10 protein-coding genes, 1 tRNA gene and 1 pseudogene are annotated in these 15,800 nt (G+C 55.5%); 6 read left to right on the forward strand and 6 right to left on the reverse strand.

Annotated features, from left to right (window positions below):
• Window positions 1-443 precede the first annotated feature (443 nt).
• Both VPK24_RS00175 and VPK24_RS00180 read left to right on the forward strand, forming a co-directional pair.
• On the forward strand, window positions 444-1,598 hold the full coding sequence (locus VPK24_RS00175) for a glycosyltransferase family 4 protein (RefSeq protein WP_393009648.1): 1,155 nt from the start codon (window positions 444-446) through the stop codon (window positions 1,596-1,598).
• Window positions 1,599-2,273: 675 nt separating this feature from the next.
• On the forward strand, window positions 2,274-3,956 hold the full coding sequence (locus VPK24_RS00180) for a GAF domain-containing sensor histidine kinase (protein WP_393009650.1): 1,683 nt from the start codon (window positions 2,274-2,276) through the stop codon (window positions 3,954-3,956).
• Window positions 3,957-4,459: 503 nt separating this feature from the next.
• On the opposite strand, the gene VPK24_RS00185 is transcribed toward VPK24_RS00180, so the two are convergent.
• The 3 genes and pseudogenes from VPK24_RS00185 to VPK24_RS00195 form a co-directional block, all read right to left on the reverse strand.
• Window positions 4,460-5,158, reverse strand: a complete 699-nt coding sequence (locus VPK24_RS00185) for a class I SAM-dependent methyltransferase (protein WP_393009652.1) — start codon at window positions 5,156-5,158, stop codon at window positions 4,460-4,462.
• 179 nt (window positions 5,159-5,337) lie between these two features.
• Entirely contained in the window at window positions 5,338-5,853 is a 516-nt protein-coding gene (locus VPK24_RS00190) for a GNAT family N-acetyltransferase (protein ID WP_393009654.1), read from the reverse strand.
• A gap of 212 nt (window positions 5,854-6,065) precedes the next feature.
• Window positions 6,066-6,251 (reverse strand): annotated as a pseudogene (locus VPK24_RS00195) (hypothetical protein); the annotation flags it as partial.
• Between VPK24_RS00195 and VPK24_RS00200 the strand changes: the two are divergent.
• Window positions 6,213-6,452, forward strand: coding sequence for a hypothetical protein (locus tag VPK24_RS00200; protein WP_393009912.1), 240 nt, complete (start codon window positions 6,213-6,215; stop codon window positions 6,450-6,452). The pseudogene VPK24_RS00195 and the gene VPK24_RS00200 sit on opposite strands and share 39 nt — an antisense overlap.
• Window positions 6,453-6,505: 53 nt before the next feature.
• Here VPK24_RS00200 and VPK24_RS00205 read toward each other — a convergent pair whose 3' ends face one another.
• From VPK24_RS00205 to VPK24_RS00215, 3 genes are all read right to left on the reverse strand, one after another.
• Window positions 6,506-8,968: a putative bifunctional diguanylate cyclase/phosphodiesterase gene (locus tag VPK24_RS00205; protein ID WP_393009656.1), complete on the reverse strand. Its 2,463-nt coding sequence runs from the start codon at window positions 8,966-8,968 to the stop codon at window positions 6,506-6,508.
• A 1,056-nt stretch (window positions 8,969-10,024) separates the two neighbouring features.
• Complete coding sequence (mutS, locus tag VPK24_RS00210; protein WP_393009658.1) at window positions 10,025-12,964, reverse strand: DNA mismatch repair protein MutS; 2,940 nt, start codon at window positions 12,962-12,964, stop codon at window positions 10,025-10,027.
• Between the two features lie 61 nt (window positions 12,965-13,025).
• A complete protein-coding gene (locus VPK24_RS00215; protein ID WP_393009660.1) occupies window positions 13,026-13,157 on the reverse strand; it encodes a hypothetical protein in 132 nt (43 codons plus the stop codon).
• 94 nt (window positions 13,158-13,251) lie between these two features.
• Between VPK24_RS00215 and VPK24_RS00220 the strand changes: the two genes are divergently transcribed.
• The 3 genes from VPK24_RS00220 to VPK24_RS00230 all read left to right on the forward strand — a co-directional run bounded on the left by VPK24_RS00220 (window position 13,252) and on the right by VPK24_RS00230 (window position 15,690).
• Window positions 13,252-14,769, forward strand: coding sequence for a peptidoglycan-binding domain-containing protein (locus VPK24_RS00220; protein WP_393009662.1), 1,518 nt, complete (start codon window positions 13,252-13,254; stop codon window positions 14,767-14,769).
• Between the two features lie 44 nt (window positions 14,770-14,813).
• Complete coding sequence (locus VPK24_RS00225; RefSeq protein WP_393009664.1) at window positions 14,814-15,449, forward strand: hypothetical protein; 636 nt, start codon at window positions 14,814-14,816, stop codon at window positions 15,447-15,449.
• A gap of 169 nt (window positions 15,450-15,618) precedes the next feature.
• Window positions 15,619-15,690: transfer RNA gene (locus VPK24_RS00230), tRNA-Gly, on the forward strand.
• Window positions 15,691-15,800: the final 110 nt, after the last annotated feature.

Genomic DNA, 15,800 nt, shown 5'->3' on the forward strand with positions numbered 1-15,800 from the left:
AAAATGATCGTTAATCAGCCGATCTTGAGAAAAGGGGTTTTCGTGAAAGAGATCTAATGGATTTCATGTCATCTCACGAATTTGTCGTCATGATTTGTCGCAACAATTTGTTAGAATTAACCTCATTTTTGACCAATTAAAATTGGCGTAGACAGTTACAGACTGGCACAGAATTGATGGAGTTCAGTTGAGAACCCCCATAGGATTGAGGCGATCGCGCGAATGCACTTGAAATAGCCTGAGAGGATGTCTGAAAAGCCGCAATGGCTACCTTGCTTGTGGCTCTCATCCACCGACAAAGCCAAGACGATCAAGCCCCTTGATCCCAAGACCGTTAGGGCTTGACCAGTGCCCCCAGTCGCTTCAGCCATCCTCTGAGGTTTGTTAATTCCAGTTAATTCCAACCGATCGAGGCAGCAAGCTGCGTCTTTTGTCCTCAACCATTGCTGCGATCGCTTGTGTTGAATTTTGCGAGCTATTTTTTTGCCCCCGGTGGTTGGGGAACCCATGCCCGATCGCTCGCGGGAGCACTGCACCCGATCGAGCCGATCTCCCTTTGTGATTGGCAGCCTCCCCAGCCCCTGGCCGACTGGGAACGGGGCGTGCCGGAACTGTTAGCGGCCGGTCTCAGCCCGGTGGCCAATGCCCCCACCCTGGTCATTGTGTCCGGGTTGCCGATGCCGCCCTTTCCCGGTTGCTGCCAAATTGGGCTGTTTGTGTGGGAAACCACCCACATTCATCAAAAATTTCAGCAATTGCTCGATCGGTTCGATTACCTTTGGGTTCCGTCCCTTTGGCAGCGCCAAGTGGCGATCGAGTCCGGGCTTGACCCCCAGCGCCTGGCCGTTGTGCCGGAAGGGGTTGACCCCCAAGTCTTTCAGCCCCATTCCCACCGCCCCTCAGCCCTGAATCGCGACTTGCGGCAGCGGCCCTTCCGGTTCCTTTGTGTGGGCAAATGGGAACGACGCAAGGGGATCGATCTGCTGATCCAAGCCTTTGCCAAAGCCTTTGAACCCCAAGATCCCGTGGAACTGGTGTTGCACGCCCACAACGGCTACATTCCCCACTTTGACCTCCAGGCATCGATCGACTATGCCGCGCGACTGCTGGGGGCCGAGGCCTATCGCATTTTGCCCAGCCCTCCAGCCGGGCGATCGGGCCTAGTGCAAGTTCTGCAAAAAGCCGATGCCTTTGTGTTGCCCACCCGGGGCGAGGCTTGGGGATTGCCCATTTTGGAAGCCATGGCCTGTGGACTGCCCTGCATTGTCACGGACTGGAGCGGCCTGCGGGCCTATGCTCACCCGGGCAATGCTTACCTGATTCCGGTCAAAAACCTAATTCCCGTCAATGATCCGCAGTTTTTTGACCCCAACTTGGACTGGGGCCACTGGGCTGAGCCGGACTTGGATGCGCTGGTGGCCTTGATGCGGCAGGTTTATCACGATCGGGAAGCGGCCCAACAACGCGGGGCGATCGCCCGGGCCGAAGCCGCCAGCCTCTGGACTTGGGAACGAGCCGCCCACACGGCCCAACAGCAATTGGCCGTCCTGGGATTCCGCCCCGATCGCTTACCTCCTTCGGTATCTGCCGCCGCTTAGGTTGCACTTTTGTGCTCTGATTCAGCAGAAAAACCAAAATTTCTCCAAAACAGCGCAATTCTGGTCAAAGCTAGAGAAAAATCAAAGTCTACCTTTTGTGGCTAAAACTTGAGTTTAGGATTAGCACCATTTCGTAGGGTTTAGGGATCTAACGCTACTCATTCGCTACCTACTCGTGGCGGATTTACCATCAAACCAAGATGGGCTTTCACCAGATTTTCACCCCTGACCGCTATATCTAAACTCGTCGGTTTTCTCACTGGCGACTCTGTTGAGCCATTTTTGAGCCATTGATGAAGCCTTTGGTTAAGCCATTGGTTAAGCCATTGATGCAGCCTTTGGTTACGCTGCGGTTCATGACTCAGTTTTCGTTAAGACCCTAGTCCAGTTCTTAACCTAATCTTTGACCAAAGTTACCGCCAAATTGATCGTAGGGTGCACCTTGCCTCTCGTGGACAAACCAATCGCTAATTTTCTAGTTCAAACCATCGCAGACAAAATTCGCAAGCTCTTTGCCTCCAGAATTGTTCTCTGATCGTCGTAACAATCGTCGCAACAAGGGTCTGAAACTCCTTGCTGCCTAACAATTCGCTAACGGCAGCATCAAGATTTCAGGTGCTTTGACGACCAACCCTAAACGCCTAAAACACCTAGTCAATATTAATTGTGATTACTATGCAATTTTCTCCTCTCCAAGTGGCGGACTTCTACCCGGTCAGTGACTCGGTGCAGGGTAAAACGATTCCCCTGACCTATCACCAAAATCTGGTGGCCCTGGCAGATGGTCAAAATCATATTTTGGAGCTAATTGCCCAGAGCCAACCCTTAGAAACCGTTCTGACGGAGTTGGCTTTACTCATTGAAGCCCACACATCCTGTCAAACTTTTTGCGCTTTCTTATTACTAGAAGCAGAAACCCAACGATTACGCCATGGGGCAGCACCTAGCCTGCCGTCCGACTACAACCAATGTATTGATGGCATCCCGATCGGGCCCGTGGTGGGATCTTGCGGCACGGCTGCCTATCACAAAGCTTCTGTGATTGCTGAAGATATTGCGACCGATCCATTGTGGACTGAATTTCGGGATTTGGCGATCGGCTTTGGCCTGCGGGCTTGTTGGTCCACGCCCATTTTGTCCTGTGAAGGTCAAGTGTTGGGAACCTTTGCCATGTATAACCCCTTTCCCCACCGCCCCCATCCCCACGATCGCAAATTGCTGATTAAGGCGACCTATTTGGCCCGTGTGGCGATCGAACGACACCAAACCGAAAAGGCCCTGCAAGCGGCGAATGAAGATTTGGAGCGACAGGTCACCAAACGCACTCAAGATTTGCAATTGGTTGTGACCCGTTTGCAGCGAGAAATGCAGGAACGGGAACGCGCCGAAGATCAATTGCGCCAACGGACGATCGAACTGGAAGCCACCTTGGATGAGCTGAAAAAAGCCCAGCTTTGGATGGTGCAAAGCGAGAAAATGTCTTCCTTAGGCCAGTTGGTGGCCGGTATGGCCCATGAAATTAATAATCCGGTGAATTTTATCCATGGCAACCTCAAACATGTGCAAAGTCATGTGGAGTTGCTGTTAGGTTGGACAGAAAAGATGCGAGCTTGGGCCCAATCTAGTCCTTGTTCCAACCGTCCTGAATTAGTGCAAATGATCACTGATTTAGATGCAGAATCAGATTTTGAATTTATTCAGGACGATTTGCCTAAAATCCTATCTTCCATGAATTTAGGAACCGAGCGAATTCGCCAAATTATCCTTTCTTTGCGCAACTTTTCGCGAATGGATGAAGCTTGTTATAAACCGGTCAACATCCATGAAGGTATTGACAGCACCTTGGCGATTTTGCAACATCGGATGAAGGCTGCACCTGACCACCCGGAAATTCAGGTGAAGTGTGACTATGGCGATTTACCGGCAGTAGAATGCTATGCCAGCAATTTAAATCAGGTCTTTATGAATTTGATTGCCAATGCGATCGAGGCAATTACTGAAAAATATCAGACTGATCCGCTGGGCGCTACGAACCCTGATTCATCAGCTAGGGGGCAATTTACTAGGGAGCAATTTAAGGGTTGTATTGAAATTCAAACGCGCCTTTTGCGGGGCGATCGGGTGCAAATTCAAATTACCGATAATGGGGTGGGGATGCCGGACAGCATCCAATCACAAATTTTTAATCCCTTTTTCACGACGAAGCCAGTTGGCAAAGGCACGGGGCTGGGAATGTCGATTAGCTATCAAATTGTGACGGAGCAACACCAGGGCCAGCTTCGGTTTAGCTCTGTGCCGGGTGCAGGATCGACGTTTACGATCGTGATGCCCCTGAAGCAAGAAGGGCAATCTACTTAGCCCCGAGCGTCAGTCAAGATGGCCAGGGCAGGACGCAGAAGTTAGGGTTACAATAGGAATCTCACCCAAGATCGACGCGCTCTCCAGCCCACTGCGCCATGCCTGAGCCTGCTCCTTCAGCCATTCATTCCTTCATTCAGCGGTGGCAAGCGTCAAGCGGCAATGAGCGGGGCAATTATCAGCTTTTTTTGAGTGAATGGTGTGACTTGTTGGGGGTGGCGCGGCCCGATCCGAAGGGGGCGATCGCACGTCCAAGTCTTGCGGATTCACCCAACTGTTGCTCAGCGATTCTACTGGCTCTCGTCATGAGGATGATCACAGGACTGAGTGCATTGTCTGCCTGATCTCTGTCGGTTGCCGATGGCTATCACTGCAAGGGTCTCGCAGCGCAGCGGCATAACGTTCGCAATCACCGGACGACAATAGTTTTTGTTAGAACCAGAAACCTTCAAAGTTCCGGTGCATTGCGGTTGTTAGGCGGTGGTTGAAGACTTTTAAACCCGTTATGGTCGAATTGCATACCAAGCATGTATAAACAGAGTCTGCATGAATAGCACTGGACTATCAAATCCGCTGGATGCAATAATTGCCGAGACTTCATGAGATGGTAACACCGCCGCATCCCGACCATGAGAATCGAGAAAGTCTTTGATTGTCTGCTCAGGATATTCGGCATACTGCAACATCCGAGTCCAAACCTCACGCAAGCTTTGATAGGACGAAGTGGACATATCAGACGCTAAATCCGCACTAACTAAATATCCTTGAGGGCGAAGTCGTGCCGCAATTTGACCGAAAAAGTTGCGCCTCTCCTCTTGCTTCATAAAGAAGTGCGAAACCAATAGGCAAGTTGCCGCATCAAACGGCTCCGAAACAGATAATGAATCTAGATAACCTTCATGCCAAGTGCAACGCGATGCAATTCCACTTGCTTCGGCTTTCTGACGGCAAATTTCAAGCATTGCGGGGGCAGGTTCAACCGCTGTAAATTGCCACTGGGGAAATTCACGGGCGAGATAAATCAATTCCAAGCCAGTACCAACACCGATACAAAGAATCCGCGCATTGAGCGGAAGATCGGCAAGAACCAGGCGGGTCAATAAATGAAGTGTGTCGCGCAATGGGGCCAGTTTAGCAAATCTTTCGTCATAGGTAGCGGCGCGTTCTTCGTCGAAGACTACAGCTTGTTCTTGGTTTTGCATGTAGAGAATAAATAACTTTGTTATCTGTATTTTACAAGGATCAAAATCTTGACTTAGAGGAATGCTGTTCAGCCTAACGTTCCTGCTCACCGGACGCAGATAACCTTTGCATCACAACGATAGCTTAGATTCGTTCCGGTGCAGCAGGGTTGTTCGGCGGCTGTTGATTGACTAGAAGTTCACTTTGTTTCAGCATGTAAGATGAGTTCCATCAGATGCTCATCATAAAATTGACCTTGATTAGAAAAAGCTTCATGTTCTGTCCCGTAAATGCAAAACCCCAGCGATTTGTAAAGTTGGATAGCAGCGTCTTGGGCTGTGACGACCGTGAGATGTATTCTACGCAAGCTATTATCTTGTTGAGCACGTCCAAGGACTTCAGTTGCCAGTGCTCGTGCTACACCACGCCGCCGAAATTCAGGTCTAACATAGAGTCCAGCGATCAAGCCACGATGCTTTTCATTCGCTTCTTCAAAACGTGAAAAGCGTATGGTGCCAACAAGAATTTCATCGGAAAAAGCTCCAAGAATATATGTATCTTCAGATTCTTGGAGACGTGAAGCCACTGCTTCAAGTGCGAGCTTTTCTTCTTTTTCGGCTGGAGTGCCGAACGCAGGTGGTTGCTCACGCAATGCAGCTAAACGGAGTACTCGATATTCTTTTACGTCTGCGGGCGTGAGTGTTCGTATTGTCATGCTCTGCCTTAATTTATATCAAACACGACAATGCTGAGCGTAGCAGCCGAACTATTTATTAGACCGCAGGTACAGGATAACTCTCCTCAGCAGAGTGTTATCAAGCAGTTGCGGTCTAGCTCCGGTACTAAGAGTATTATCCCGCAGTTGCAAGATAATACCCCCCCTTATAGGACTTTTACCGCAACGATCGCCCCAGAAACACCACAGCCCTAATCCAACGGCGCGATCGCCCGTTTCACCAGGTTCTCAGCCGTCAGACCATTCAGACCCATCAGTTGGCCAGCGGTAGCCGTCGTTTCGCCGCGCTTCCAGGCAAACACATCGCGCGGAGCCGTGCTGCGCAGGACGATCGCCCCTTGCCCCTGCCCAAGGAATTCAAAGAGCGCGTCGCCGCCGTCCGCGATCTGGTTCGCACCGAAGGGGGCGAATGGACAATCGATCGCGCCACCAGCCGATTCAGCGGCAAAAACACCAAAGCCAAAGCAAAGAACATCAGACAGGCGATCGAAGCTCTCGAAGGCGCGGGGCTGCTGCTGTCCTACGAAGACAACGGCGAACAACGCTGGTATGATGCCAGCCTCCAGGCGATCGCCTAGCAATTAGCGATCATCTTCAGCTCAAGATTTTTCGCGCTGCTCGATCGACCGTACTAGGAGCGGGCCAGTAAATTGAACGGGCGATCGCTCTCTTGCAGGTTAGATTCCAAATCCGCAATTAGGCGAGGATCGTGCTGCTCCAGCAGTTGGGTGGCGGCACTGGCCTGAAGCGGCTGGGCCAGCCAATAGCCCTGAATGTAGGTGCAACCCAGGTTGGCCAGCCAGACCAGTTGCTCAGCGGTTTCCACCCCCTCAGCGATCGTGTCCATGCCCAACTGTTCCGCCAGAGTGATGATGGCGCGGACGATCGCTTGGGTGTTGTCGCGCCCGCCCAGTTGGGAAATGAAAGACTGATCGATTTTGAGCACATCCAACGGGAACCGATGCAAATAGCTGAGGGAAGAGTAGCCCGTGCCAAAGTCATCGAGACAAAGGACGATCTGGCGCGATCGCAGCTCATACATGGTGGCGGCTGCCAGATCGGAATTGTCGGCGATGGTGGTTTCCGTCAGCTCCAGCTTCAGGGTTCCGGGGTTGATGTTGGTGCGATTCAAAACCTGATCAATTTGCTCCATCAGGTCAAGGCGAGAAAATTGCTTGGCGGAAAGGTTGACGGCAATTTGCAGATGCCCAAATTGTGGGAAAAGTTGTTGCCACTCCCGAAGCTGATAGCAGGCGCGATAGAGCGTCCACAGGCCGAGGGTGACAATCAGGCCCGTTTCTTCGGCGATCGCAATGAACCGATCGGGGGAAATGGGCCCCAATTCCGGGTGATGCCAGCGCAACAGGGCTTCAAAACACTGAATTTCACCCGTGCGGGCCTCGGCGATCGGTTGATAACGCAAGCTGAAGGGCATGGGCACTTCCGGGTGGCCGGCTCGATCAATGCCCATGTCCTCAATTTGAGCGATCGCCCGGCGCAGGTCATGCTCTAGGCGCAGGGTGGTGAGCACCTGTTGGTGAACAGCCCGATCGAACACCTCATGGCGCGATCGCATGGCCTTGGCCCGGCGCATGAAAATATCCGCATCCCGCAACAGCAGCTCCGCACAGTCATATTCCCGAGATCCCAGGGCAATGCCAATGCTGACGCTGGTGAAAATTTCTTGGCTGCCCAAGGTCACCGGCCGCGCCAAAGAACGATGGATCGATTCGGCCACCTGTTCCGCCTGGGCCCGAGTGGTCACGTCTTGCAGCAAAATGGCAAATTCATCGCCATCCAACCGGGCGATCGAGTCGGTGGGCCGCAAGCAGCGCCGCAATCGGTGGGCGATCGCCACCAAGAGTTCATCCCCCGCTTGATGGCCCAGGCTGTCGTTGATCACCTTGAAGCGATCGATATCCACAAACAGGATCGCAAAGCCCCCCTGCTCGGTTGCTTGCATCAGGCGGATGGTTTTAGCCAACTCCTCCATCAAAAAGGTGCGGTTGGGCAACCCGGTGAGCCGATCGTGCAGGGCGTTGTAGCGCAATTGCGATTCGGCCCGTTCCCGCTCCTGAATTTCCTGTTGCAGTTGTTGCACCGCCGCCCGCAGCTTCAGGGTGCGCTGTTCCACCAGGCTTTCAATTTGCATGTTGAAACTGGCCAGCTTCACATCGCTTTGGTGGCGCAAGATGGTGCAGCCAATGCCCGCGGCCGCCAACCGCAGCAGGTTGCATTCCGCATCCGTCCAGAGCCGATCGGTTCGGCAGCGATCGAACCCCAAGAACCCCCAAAATTCCCCTTGCAAAATCATGGGCAACATCAAAACCCCATGAACCGTCTGCCCATGCCAAAAGCTGCGATAGGCATGGTTGGCGGGCAAATCTTGCAGCCGGAAATTCAACACCCGATCGGTGCTGAGGTATTCATACCAACTGGGGTCTAAATCTTTGTAGGCAATGTTTTGCAGCTCCAAATGCTCCATTTGCAGCGTCAGCCCGGCGCGAGTCCATTCCCAACGCTGGCTGGTGAGCAGCTCGCCCGTGACCGGGTGGGGATGGTTCCGAAACACATAGGCTCGATCGGCCTGGGTCATGCTGCCCAGCATCTGTAGGGTTTGGGTAATGGCACGATCGCCATCGGGCAACAACATCAAGCAGCGCATGGCTTCCCCCACCGCCAGCGCCGTCGCATCCCGCTGTTCCAAGTCCTGTTCCGCCAGGCGCAATGCCTTGGCCAAGGTAGGTTCCAACCGTTCGTCTAGCCCCTCAATCAACAGCAGGGGTTCCCCATGATCCGGCAAAGTCAACCGCGAACAAAGACAGGGCAGCGACACCAACTCCCCTTGGCGATAAAACGTCCAATGTTCTGTCCAGGTCTGCCGCTTGCTCAGAGCTTGCTGAATTCGCTCTAGGCGCATCCGCACTTGCTCGTGGCGGCCATGCTGGGCATGTTTCACCCAAGCCCGCAGGCTTGATCGGCTCCAGAGTTCGCTCCCCGATCGATTGGCCCAATGGAGCCGCATAGCGGACAGATCAATCACCCAAATGGGCGAAGTCAGTTGATCCAGTAGTTGCAGGGGGGGCGGAGTCAAGATTGAACTAGTGCGAAGGGGATTAAACGCTTCCGTCATGGATCCGCAAAGATAGTGAGCTAGGAGACGTAGACCAACCTAGAGACCCTGATCACCTTCAAGACCGGTAGCGGGGCGATTGAGTCTAATCCCTATCCCCACACCAAACAGCAGGCTATCCGCCCTTTGTGGGTGGGCCGCAGATCCAGATTCCACAGCCAACTTTGGGTCAGGGGGTTCAGACCTGTCCAAATCCTAGCCAACCGATTCGACAAAATACGGAAAAGTACGGAGATAGCCCAAGAAATCTTGGGAAAACTGCCGAAATCAACAGCGATCAACCGCAGGGGCGCGTCCGAAACTTCACGGAGCGAGTCGTTCCGATGAGATCCACAGGAAAGAGGTGTACCTTCAGCAAGATGTAGATGGGCAACAGTAGAACAGGTTCGCGTTGCTAGCAACGGCTTCAGCCTTAGCGCGTTGCTGTTTTATCTTTAGCCGATCGATCTGCCATTTGTCGATTGCTTTTGAGGATGAACGGGGGTTCCCCTCTATCCTGTCAAGGGAGCTTCTGCGGCTGTGTGATCGGCTGCCAAATTTCTTGTGATCTTTTTGAGCATGGGGATTGATCTGAGGTTGGCCAATGCCTGAGCAGAAGCCAAAACTATCTCTTTGGTCGGTTATGGCGATCCATCTCCGCACCAGCCCCGATCGATGCTAATTCGGTATTGATTGGGTGCGCTGAATTTCGTGAAATTTTTCAGGATTCTTGTCGCAAAATTCATCTGAATTGAGTGGAACGATTGGGGGATCGAGTTGAAGTCTTTCAGCAGCCGAATGGCGATCGCGTCCGATTCAGTCCAAAAGATGAGCCATCAACCGTTAGCCCCCAAAAGCTGGCGGCTAGCCAAGCGCAACACTCAATCCAAAAGCTAGCCCAATTTCCAACCCCGAATTGGCCTCAAAACAAAGCTCCAAATTCAACTCAGCAATTAGCCTGGAAATCAACCCAGCAATCAACCCAGCAATCAACCCAGCAATCAACCCAGCAGTCAAACTCATCAACAACCCGAACTCTTAATTTCCACTACCAAAAATGTCTAATTGGGCAATGGGCTGCTCTGATGCGGCGTTAACCTCATTCGGGGGCTTTGAGTGAGTACGAGAGCCAGCTTGGGCGGTTTTTCGCAGGCCTACGGCGATTTTTGAGTGTTTTTCAATTTGGGCCATGATTTCGCGGGCCCGGGCGATCGTGCTGGGGGGCAACCCGGCCAGGCGGGCCGCTTCGATGCCGTAGGAGCGATCGGCCCCGCCCGGTTGCACCTGATGTAGAAACACAATTCGATCGGGCAGTTCTTTGACGGCCACTTGGTAGTTAGCCACGTTGTCTAACAGGGTGGCCAGTTCATTTAGCTCGTGGTAGTGGGTGGCAAAGATCGATCGCGCACGCAGTTCGCTGGCCAAATATTCCGCCACCGACCAGGCGATCGCCAGGCCATCAAAGGTGGCCGTTCCGCGCCCAATTTCATCGAGCAAGACCAGGGATCGATCGGTGGCGTGGTTGAGAATATTGGCCGTTTCGTTCATTTCCACCATGAAGGTCGATTGCCCGGTGGCCAAGTCATCCACCGCCCCCACCCGGGTAAAGATGCGATCGCAAATTCCCAAGTGGGCCGCCTGGGCTGGCACATAGGATCCGACCTGGGCCATGAGCTGAATGAGGCCCACTTGCCGCAGATAGCAACTCTTGCCGCTGGCGTTGGGCCCCGTGAGCACCACTAAATCGGGCAAATGGGGCCCGTCGGGTAAATCGGTCTGAGGCTGATGGGACTCCGGCGCAGGCGAGGGCGCAAGGGATGGATCAAAAGTGGCATGACCAGCCGAGTCAAGGGCTGGATTAAGGTCTGAACTAAAAGGTAGATTTTTTGGGCGATCGGACGGTTGATCAAAATCGCGATCGCCCTGATCAGGTCGGGTATTAATTGATACATCAATTGACACATCCATGGATGCACCCAAGGAAGCAGCCACCAGCGAACCGGACTGGCTCCCCGTCCGATCGCCCGGTTGTTCATACCCCAACTGGGTCGAGTTGGGTACAAAGAACCCTTCCGGTAAGGATTGTTCAACCACCGGGTGGCGACCCTGCTGAATCTCGATCGTGCGGCCCTGATCGATCACGGGTCGGCAATAGCCCCGGGCGATCGCCAGCTCGGCAAAGTTGGTCAACACATCGATCGCCGCCACTGCCAGGGCCACCTTGCGAATTTGATTTGCCAACTCCCCCGTAGCCGATCGCAACTCACAGAAAATCTCGTATTCCAATCGGTTCAGATCTTCACGGGCCGACAAAATTCGCGCTTCCCGTTCCTTCAACTCCGGGGTGATGTAGCGCTCTTCGTTCACGAGGGTTTGCTTGCGGATATAGTCCTCGGGCACGAGATCCGCCTTGGCCCGGGACACGCCAATGAAGTAGCCAAAGGTTTTGTTGTAGCCCACTTTCAGGGTGTTGATGCCGGTGCGTTGCCGCTCGATCGCCTCCAAGTTGGCCAGCCAGTCCCGATCGCCCGCCGATTGTTGGCGCATGGTGTCCAAGGCATGGTTCACACCATCCCGAACAAGGCCGCCTTCGGTGACGGACAGGGGCGGCTCATCAACCAAATGGCTGCGTAGGCGATCGCCCAGTTGCTCCAGGGCCGGCGGCACTTGTTGCAACACGCGGAAGTAGGGCGATCGGCCCTCGCTCACCACTTGGGCCAGCTCCGGCAACCGACCCAAGGAATCCGCCAAAGCCACTAAGTCCCGGGCGTTGGCCGTGCCCGCGCCGGCCCGCCCCGCCAACCGCTCCAGGTCATACATTTCCCGCAGCAGCCGTTGCAGATCCTGGCGCAAGTCGGGCTGATCAATCAGTTCCCCGATCGCCCCTTGGCGGGCCCGAATTCCATCCAAATCCAGCAGGGGTTGCAGCAACCAACGACGCAGGGCCCGACCGCCCATGGCCGTTACGGTGCGATCGAGCGCCCACAGTAGCGATCCGGTCAGGGTTCCATCGCGTACGGTTTGGACAATTTCCAAATTCCGGCGGGTTTGGTAATCCAGAATTAAATAGTCTGTAATTTCGTAGGTTTTGAGCAGTTGCAGCGGAATTTCGCGGGTTTGGTCTTCGGAGCTGGGATGGGTTTCCGTGAGATAGGTCAACAGCCCGCCCGCCGCCCGGGCCGCCAAGGGCCGGCGATCGCAGCCCACCCCTTCGAGCGATCGCAGCCGGAAGCGATCGAGCAACCGTTGCCTTGCTTCCGCCAGCCCAAACCGCGATTGGGGCCGCAGGGCATAGCAAAACTGGCCGGGTAACCAATCGGGAAAATCCCGCCCCTTCAGGTGCGATCGACTCTCGCCCGGCCGCAACAGCCCCACCAGATCCAGCGCATTCACCGGCACTAACACTTCCGACGGACTCAGGCGCAACAGCTCTTGCACCAAGGGTTCTGGGTCTTCCCCTTGGGTGGCCCAAAATTCCCCGGTGGAAATGTCCGCATAGGCCAAGCCCCAATGGCGACGCTCCAGCACGATCGCCGCCAAAAAGTTATTTTTGCGGGCCGCCAACATGCCTTCTTCGAGCACCGTCCCCGGCGTGAGAATTCGGGTCACCTCCCGCCGCACCAACCCCTGAGCTTCGGCAGCATCCTGGGTTTGGTCACAGAGGGCCACCGCATAGCCCTTTTCCACCAGTTGCGCCGCGTAGCGCTCGATCGCGTGGTGCGGCACACCGGCCATGGGCACGCGCCCAATATCTTTGCCGCCCTCCTTGGAAGTCAGCACCAACTCCAGCACTTCCGCGATTGTGCAAGCATCCTGGAAAAAGGTCTCGAAAAAATCGCCCACCCGATAGAGCAATAGGGCTTGGGGATGTTGTTCTTTGACCGAGACATAGTGCTGCATCATCGGCGTGAGCTGATCGCGGTTCAGCAGCCGATAGTCAGCGTTAGGAATCTCGCGCGGCGTGGCAGAGGCACTCATATGGCCAAAGGAGTCTTTCGGAGTCTTTCATAGTATCGGGCAATGGTTGGTCGTGGGGGCTTCAGCCCGCCCAGAGCGCTGGCCCTGCAAACCGGTCGATCGCCTGAGCTAGCATGGCCAGGGCAAGCTTGGCTCCGTTGAACCAGCCCTTGGACTCAGCCCCCGGGATGAGGCAACAGTCCAAAATAGCCATTCACAGGAACGGCTCCAAGTTAACGGCTCCAAGTTATGGTTCAAACAACAGCCAGCCCCTAACCATCAGCATCAGCAAGCAGGAGGACACCACCATGGGCCGGGCGATCGAGCGAAGTTGTGTGGCAACAGCGATCGGGGTTGTGGTCTTGGGCGGTGCGCCCGCTTGGGCCCTGTCGGCCAGCCAGCGATCGGGCGATGCGGGCCCCAGTGTGGTGCGCTTGCAACGACAACTGAAAACCCTGGGTAATTACGGCGGCCCCCTCAGTGGCCAATTTGATAACGCCACGGCCGCTGCCCTAGAAGCCTTCCAGCGATCGCGGGGTCTCTACACCAAGGGGGCGGTGGATATTGTGACGAAGCGATCGCTCCTGGAAGCCACGGGGGCTGATTTAACCTTGGTGGCGAATCTGCAACCGGGCGATCGGGGCCCCAGCACCACGGAATTGCAACAGCTCCTGAATCGGCTAGGCTTTTTGGCCGCCGAACCCACTGGCTATTTCGACAGCCCTACTCGCCAAGCCCTGGAACGGTTTCAGCAATCCCTGAATCTCTCAACCACGGGGCATGTGGACTTGGCCACCATGCAGGCCCTGCGCGATCGAGCCGGAACCGACAGCGGCCAAGGGACCCCAGCCCAGCCTAACCGCCCGATCACCAGCCAACCGGCCACAGCCAGCAATGGACTGGGGCCCGGCCAACGGAGCGCCGCCGTTCGGCAACTGCAAACCCGCTTGCGCCAGTTGGGCTTTTTTGCAACCACGCCCACGGGGTTCTATGGGCCAATCACCAGCCGGTCGGTGCGAGCTTTCCAACAGGCGGCGGGGTTGACCGCCACAGGTCGGGCAACGCCGGAAACCCTGCGGGCGATCGAAGCCCGTCTGGTGGCCCAACCGACGAATACCCGATCGACCAATACCCGATCGACCAATGGACAATCCGCCGATCGCCAAGCAGTCAGTCAGCGATCGACCCAGCCAACACCAGCCCAACCGGCCACCCCGGTCAACCCGCCCGATCGCCCGCCCATTCAGCCCCTCAATCCCGATTATCAAACCTTGAAACCTGGTGACAGCGGCGATCGGGTCAAGGCCCTTCAAGATCAGTTGCGAGCCTTGGGATTCCTCAAAGCCCGCAGCACCGGATTCTATGGCGACATCACCCAAGCGGCCGTCACCGCCTTCCAGAGATCGCGCCAACTACCCGCCACGGGCCAAGCCAGCCCCGCCACCCTCCGAGCCCTGTTTGGGGCCTCCAGCCGCAGCCAATCCAGCCCTAGCCCCAACTCGGCAACACCTGCCCGCGCTGTGCCTGCCTTCCAATCGCCTCAGCCAGCCGCCGCCCCGCGAGCCGTTCCTAACGCCAGCCCCCTGGCCCAGCGATCGCCCAGTGCCCGTAGCGATGATCGGTGGTTGATGCCGGGCGATCGAGGGGTGCGCGTCACGGCCCTGCAACAGCGCCTGGCCGCCTTCGGTCTCTTGGGATTCGATCGGGTAAACGGGGTCTATGACAACCTCACTGCCCAGGCCGTCATGAACTTCCAGCGATCGCGACGACTCAGCCCCACCGGCATTGCTGACCTAACCACCCAACGGGCCATGGGCCTGCTTTGAGGTTGCGCTCCCACGCGATCGGCTCATCCCCTCTCCGCCTTCCCATGCAACTCCCTGAACCCCTGTCCCGGCCTCGCCCCCTGCCCCTCTGGCTGGAATGGACCATCGTTAGCAGCCTCGTGGCCGGAACCGTTGGCTTTGGGCAACATCACCTGGCCTCTTGGCCCCAGTTCCCTTGGCTGCCCTGGTTGGGGCCCTTGCTGGGTGCGCCCTTTGTGGGGCTGGCCCAAGGCTTCGTGCTGCGATCGCACCTGCGCCGGGGCAAAGCTTGGGCCAAGGCCAGTGCGATCGGTCTTTGGGTGGGTCTATCGGTCGGTGGCTTGATGATCTGGTTGGGGCAGCGGTTGCCATCGGGCAATTTCTCAATTCTGCTAGCGGCCTTCCCGATCGCCGCCGCCATCCAAGGAGCCTTCCAAGCGCCCGTCCTGCGATCGCGCGTGCAACACCCCAACCGCTGGATTTTGATCTGTGCCCTGGCCTGGTTCGTGAACCTTTTCCCCATGTTGGTTTTTGGGGCCATGAGTCTGGACTGGCTAGAGGGCGCAATTGTCCCAGCGAGCTACGCCCTGCTGAACGGCCTCCTGAGCGGGGCGATCGTGGGGCTAATTCGGGGCGTTGGCCTCAGCCTGCTGCTCTATCCCCCATCCCCCCGGCAGCCGGCCCAACCGTCCGGATCTTGACAGGGCGATCGCCTGGAGCCAGCCGATCAAAACAACACATCCCCAAAGCAGCCCCCAAGAACAGCCCCAGAATCATCTTGAATACTTTCTAGAAAATTCCTAGAATTTTTTTCTGAAACCCTTGACAAATCAAAAAACTCTTGGCATTCTATTAAAGCGTCAAACGCAAGCGGGTGTAGCTCAGTGGTAGAGCGTCACCTTGCCAAGGTGAATGTCGCGCGTTCGAATCGCGTCACCCGCTCTGTAAAAGCAAAAAGCGACTGATTAGAGAAATCTGATTAGTCGCTTTTTGTTTTGCGCACTTTTTTCGTGCATTGGTTTCGATCGCGATCGTCGGCAAAAACACGACCC

Origin of the sequence: Limnothrix redekei LRLZ20PSL1 (genome assembly GCF_043235035.1) — a bacterium.
GTDB lineage: Bacteria > Cyanobacteriota > Cyanobacteriia > CACIAM-69d > CACIAM-69d > CACIAM-69d.

Excerpts from the sequence above, each read along its gene's own strand:
- VPK24_RS00180 (WP_393009650.1), top strand. The coding sequence starts at position 2,274 with ATGCAATTTTCTCCTCTCCAAGTGGCGGACTTCTACCCGGTCAGTGAC.
- VPK24_RS00185 (WP_393009652.1), bottom strand. The coding sequence starts at position 5,158 with ATGCAAAACCAAGAACAAGCTGTAGTCTTCGACGAAGAACGCGCCGCT.
- VPK24_RS00190 (WP_393009654.1), bottom strand. The coding sequence starts at position 5,853 with ATGACAATACGAACACTCACGCCCGCAGACGTAAAAGAATATCGAGTA.
- mutS (WP_393009658.1), bottom strand. The coding sequence starts at position 12,964 with ATGAGTGCCTCTGCCACGCCGCGCGAGATTCCTAACGCTGACTATCGG.
- VPK24_RS00215 (WP_393009660.1), bottom strand. The coding sequence starts at position 13,157 with ATGGCTATTTTGGACTGTTGCCTCATCCCGGGGGCTGAGTCCAAGGGC.
- VPK24_RS00220 (WP_393009662.1), top strand. The coding sequence starts at position 13,252 with ATGGGCCGGGCGATCGAGCGAAGTTGTGTGGCAACAGCGATCGGGGTT.
- VPK24_RS00225 (WP_393009664.1), top strand. The coding sequence starts at position 14,814 with ATGCAACTCCCTGAACCCCTGTCCCGGCCTCGCCCCCTGCCCCTCTGG.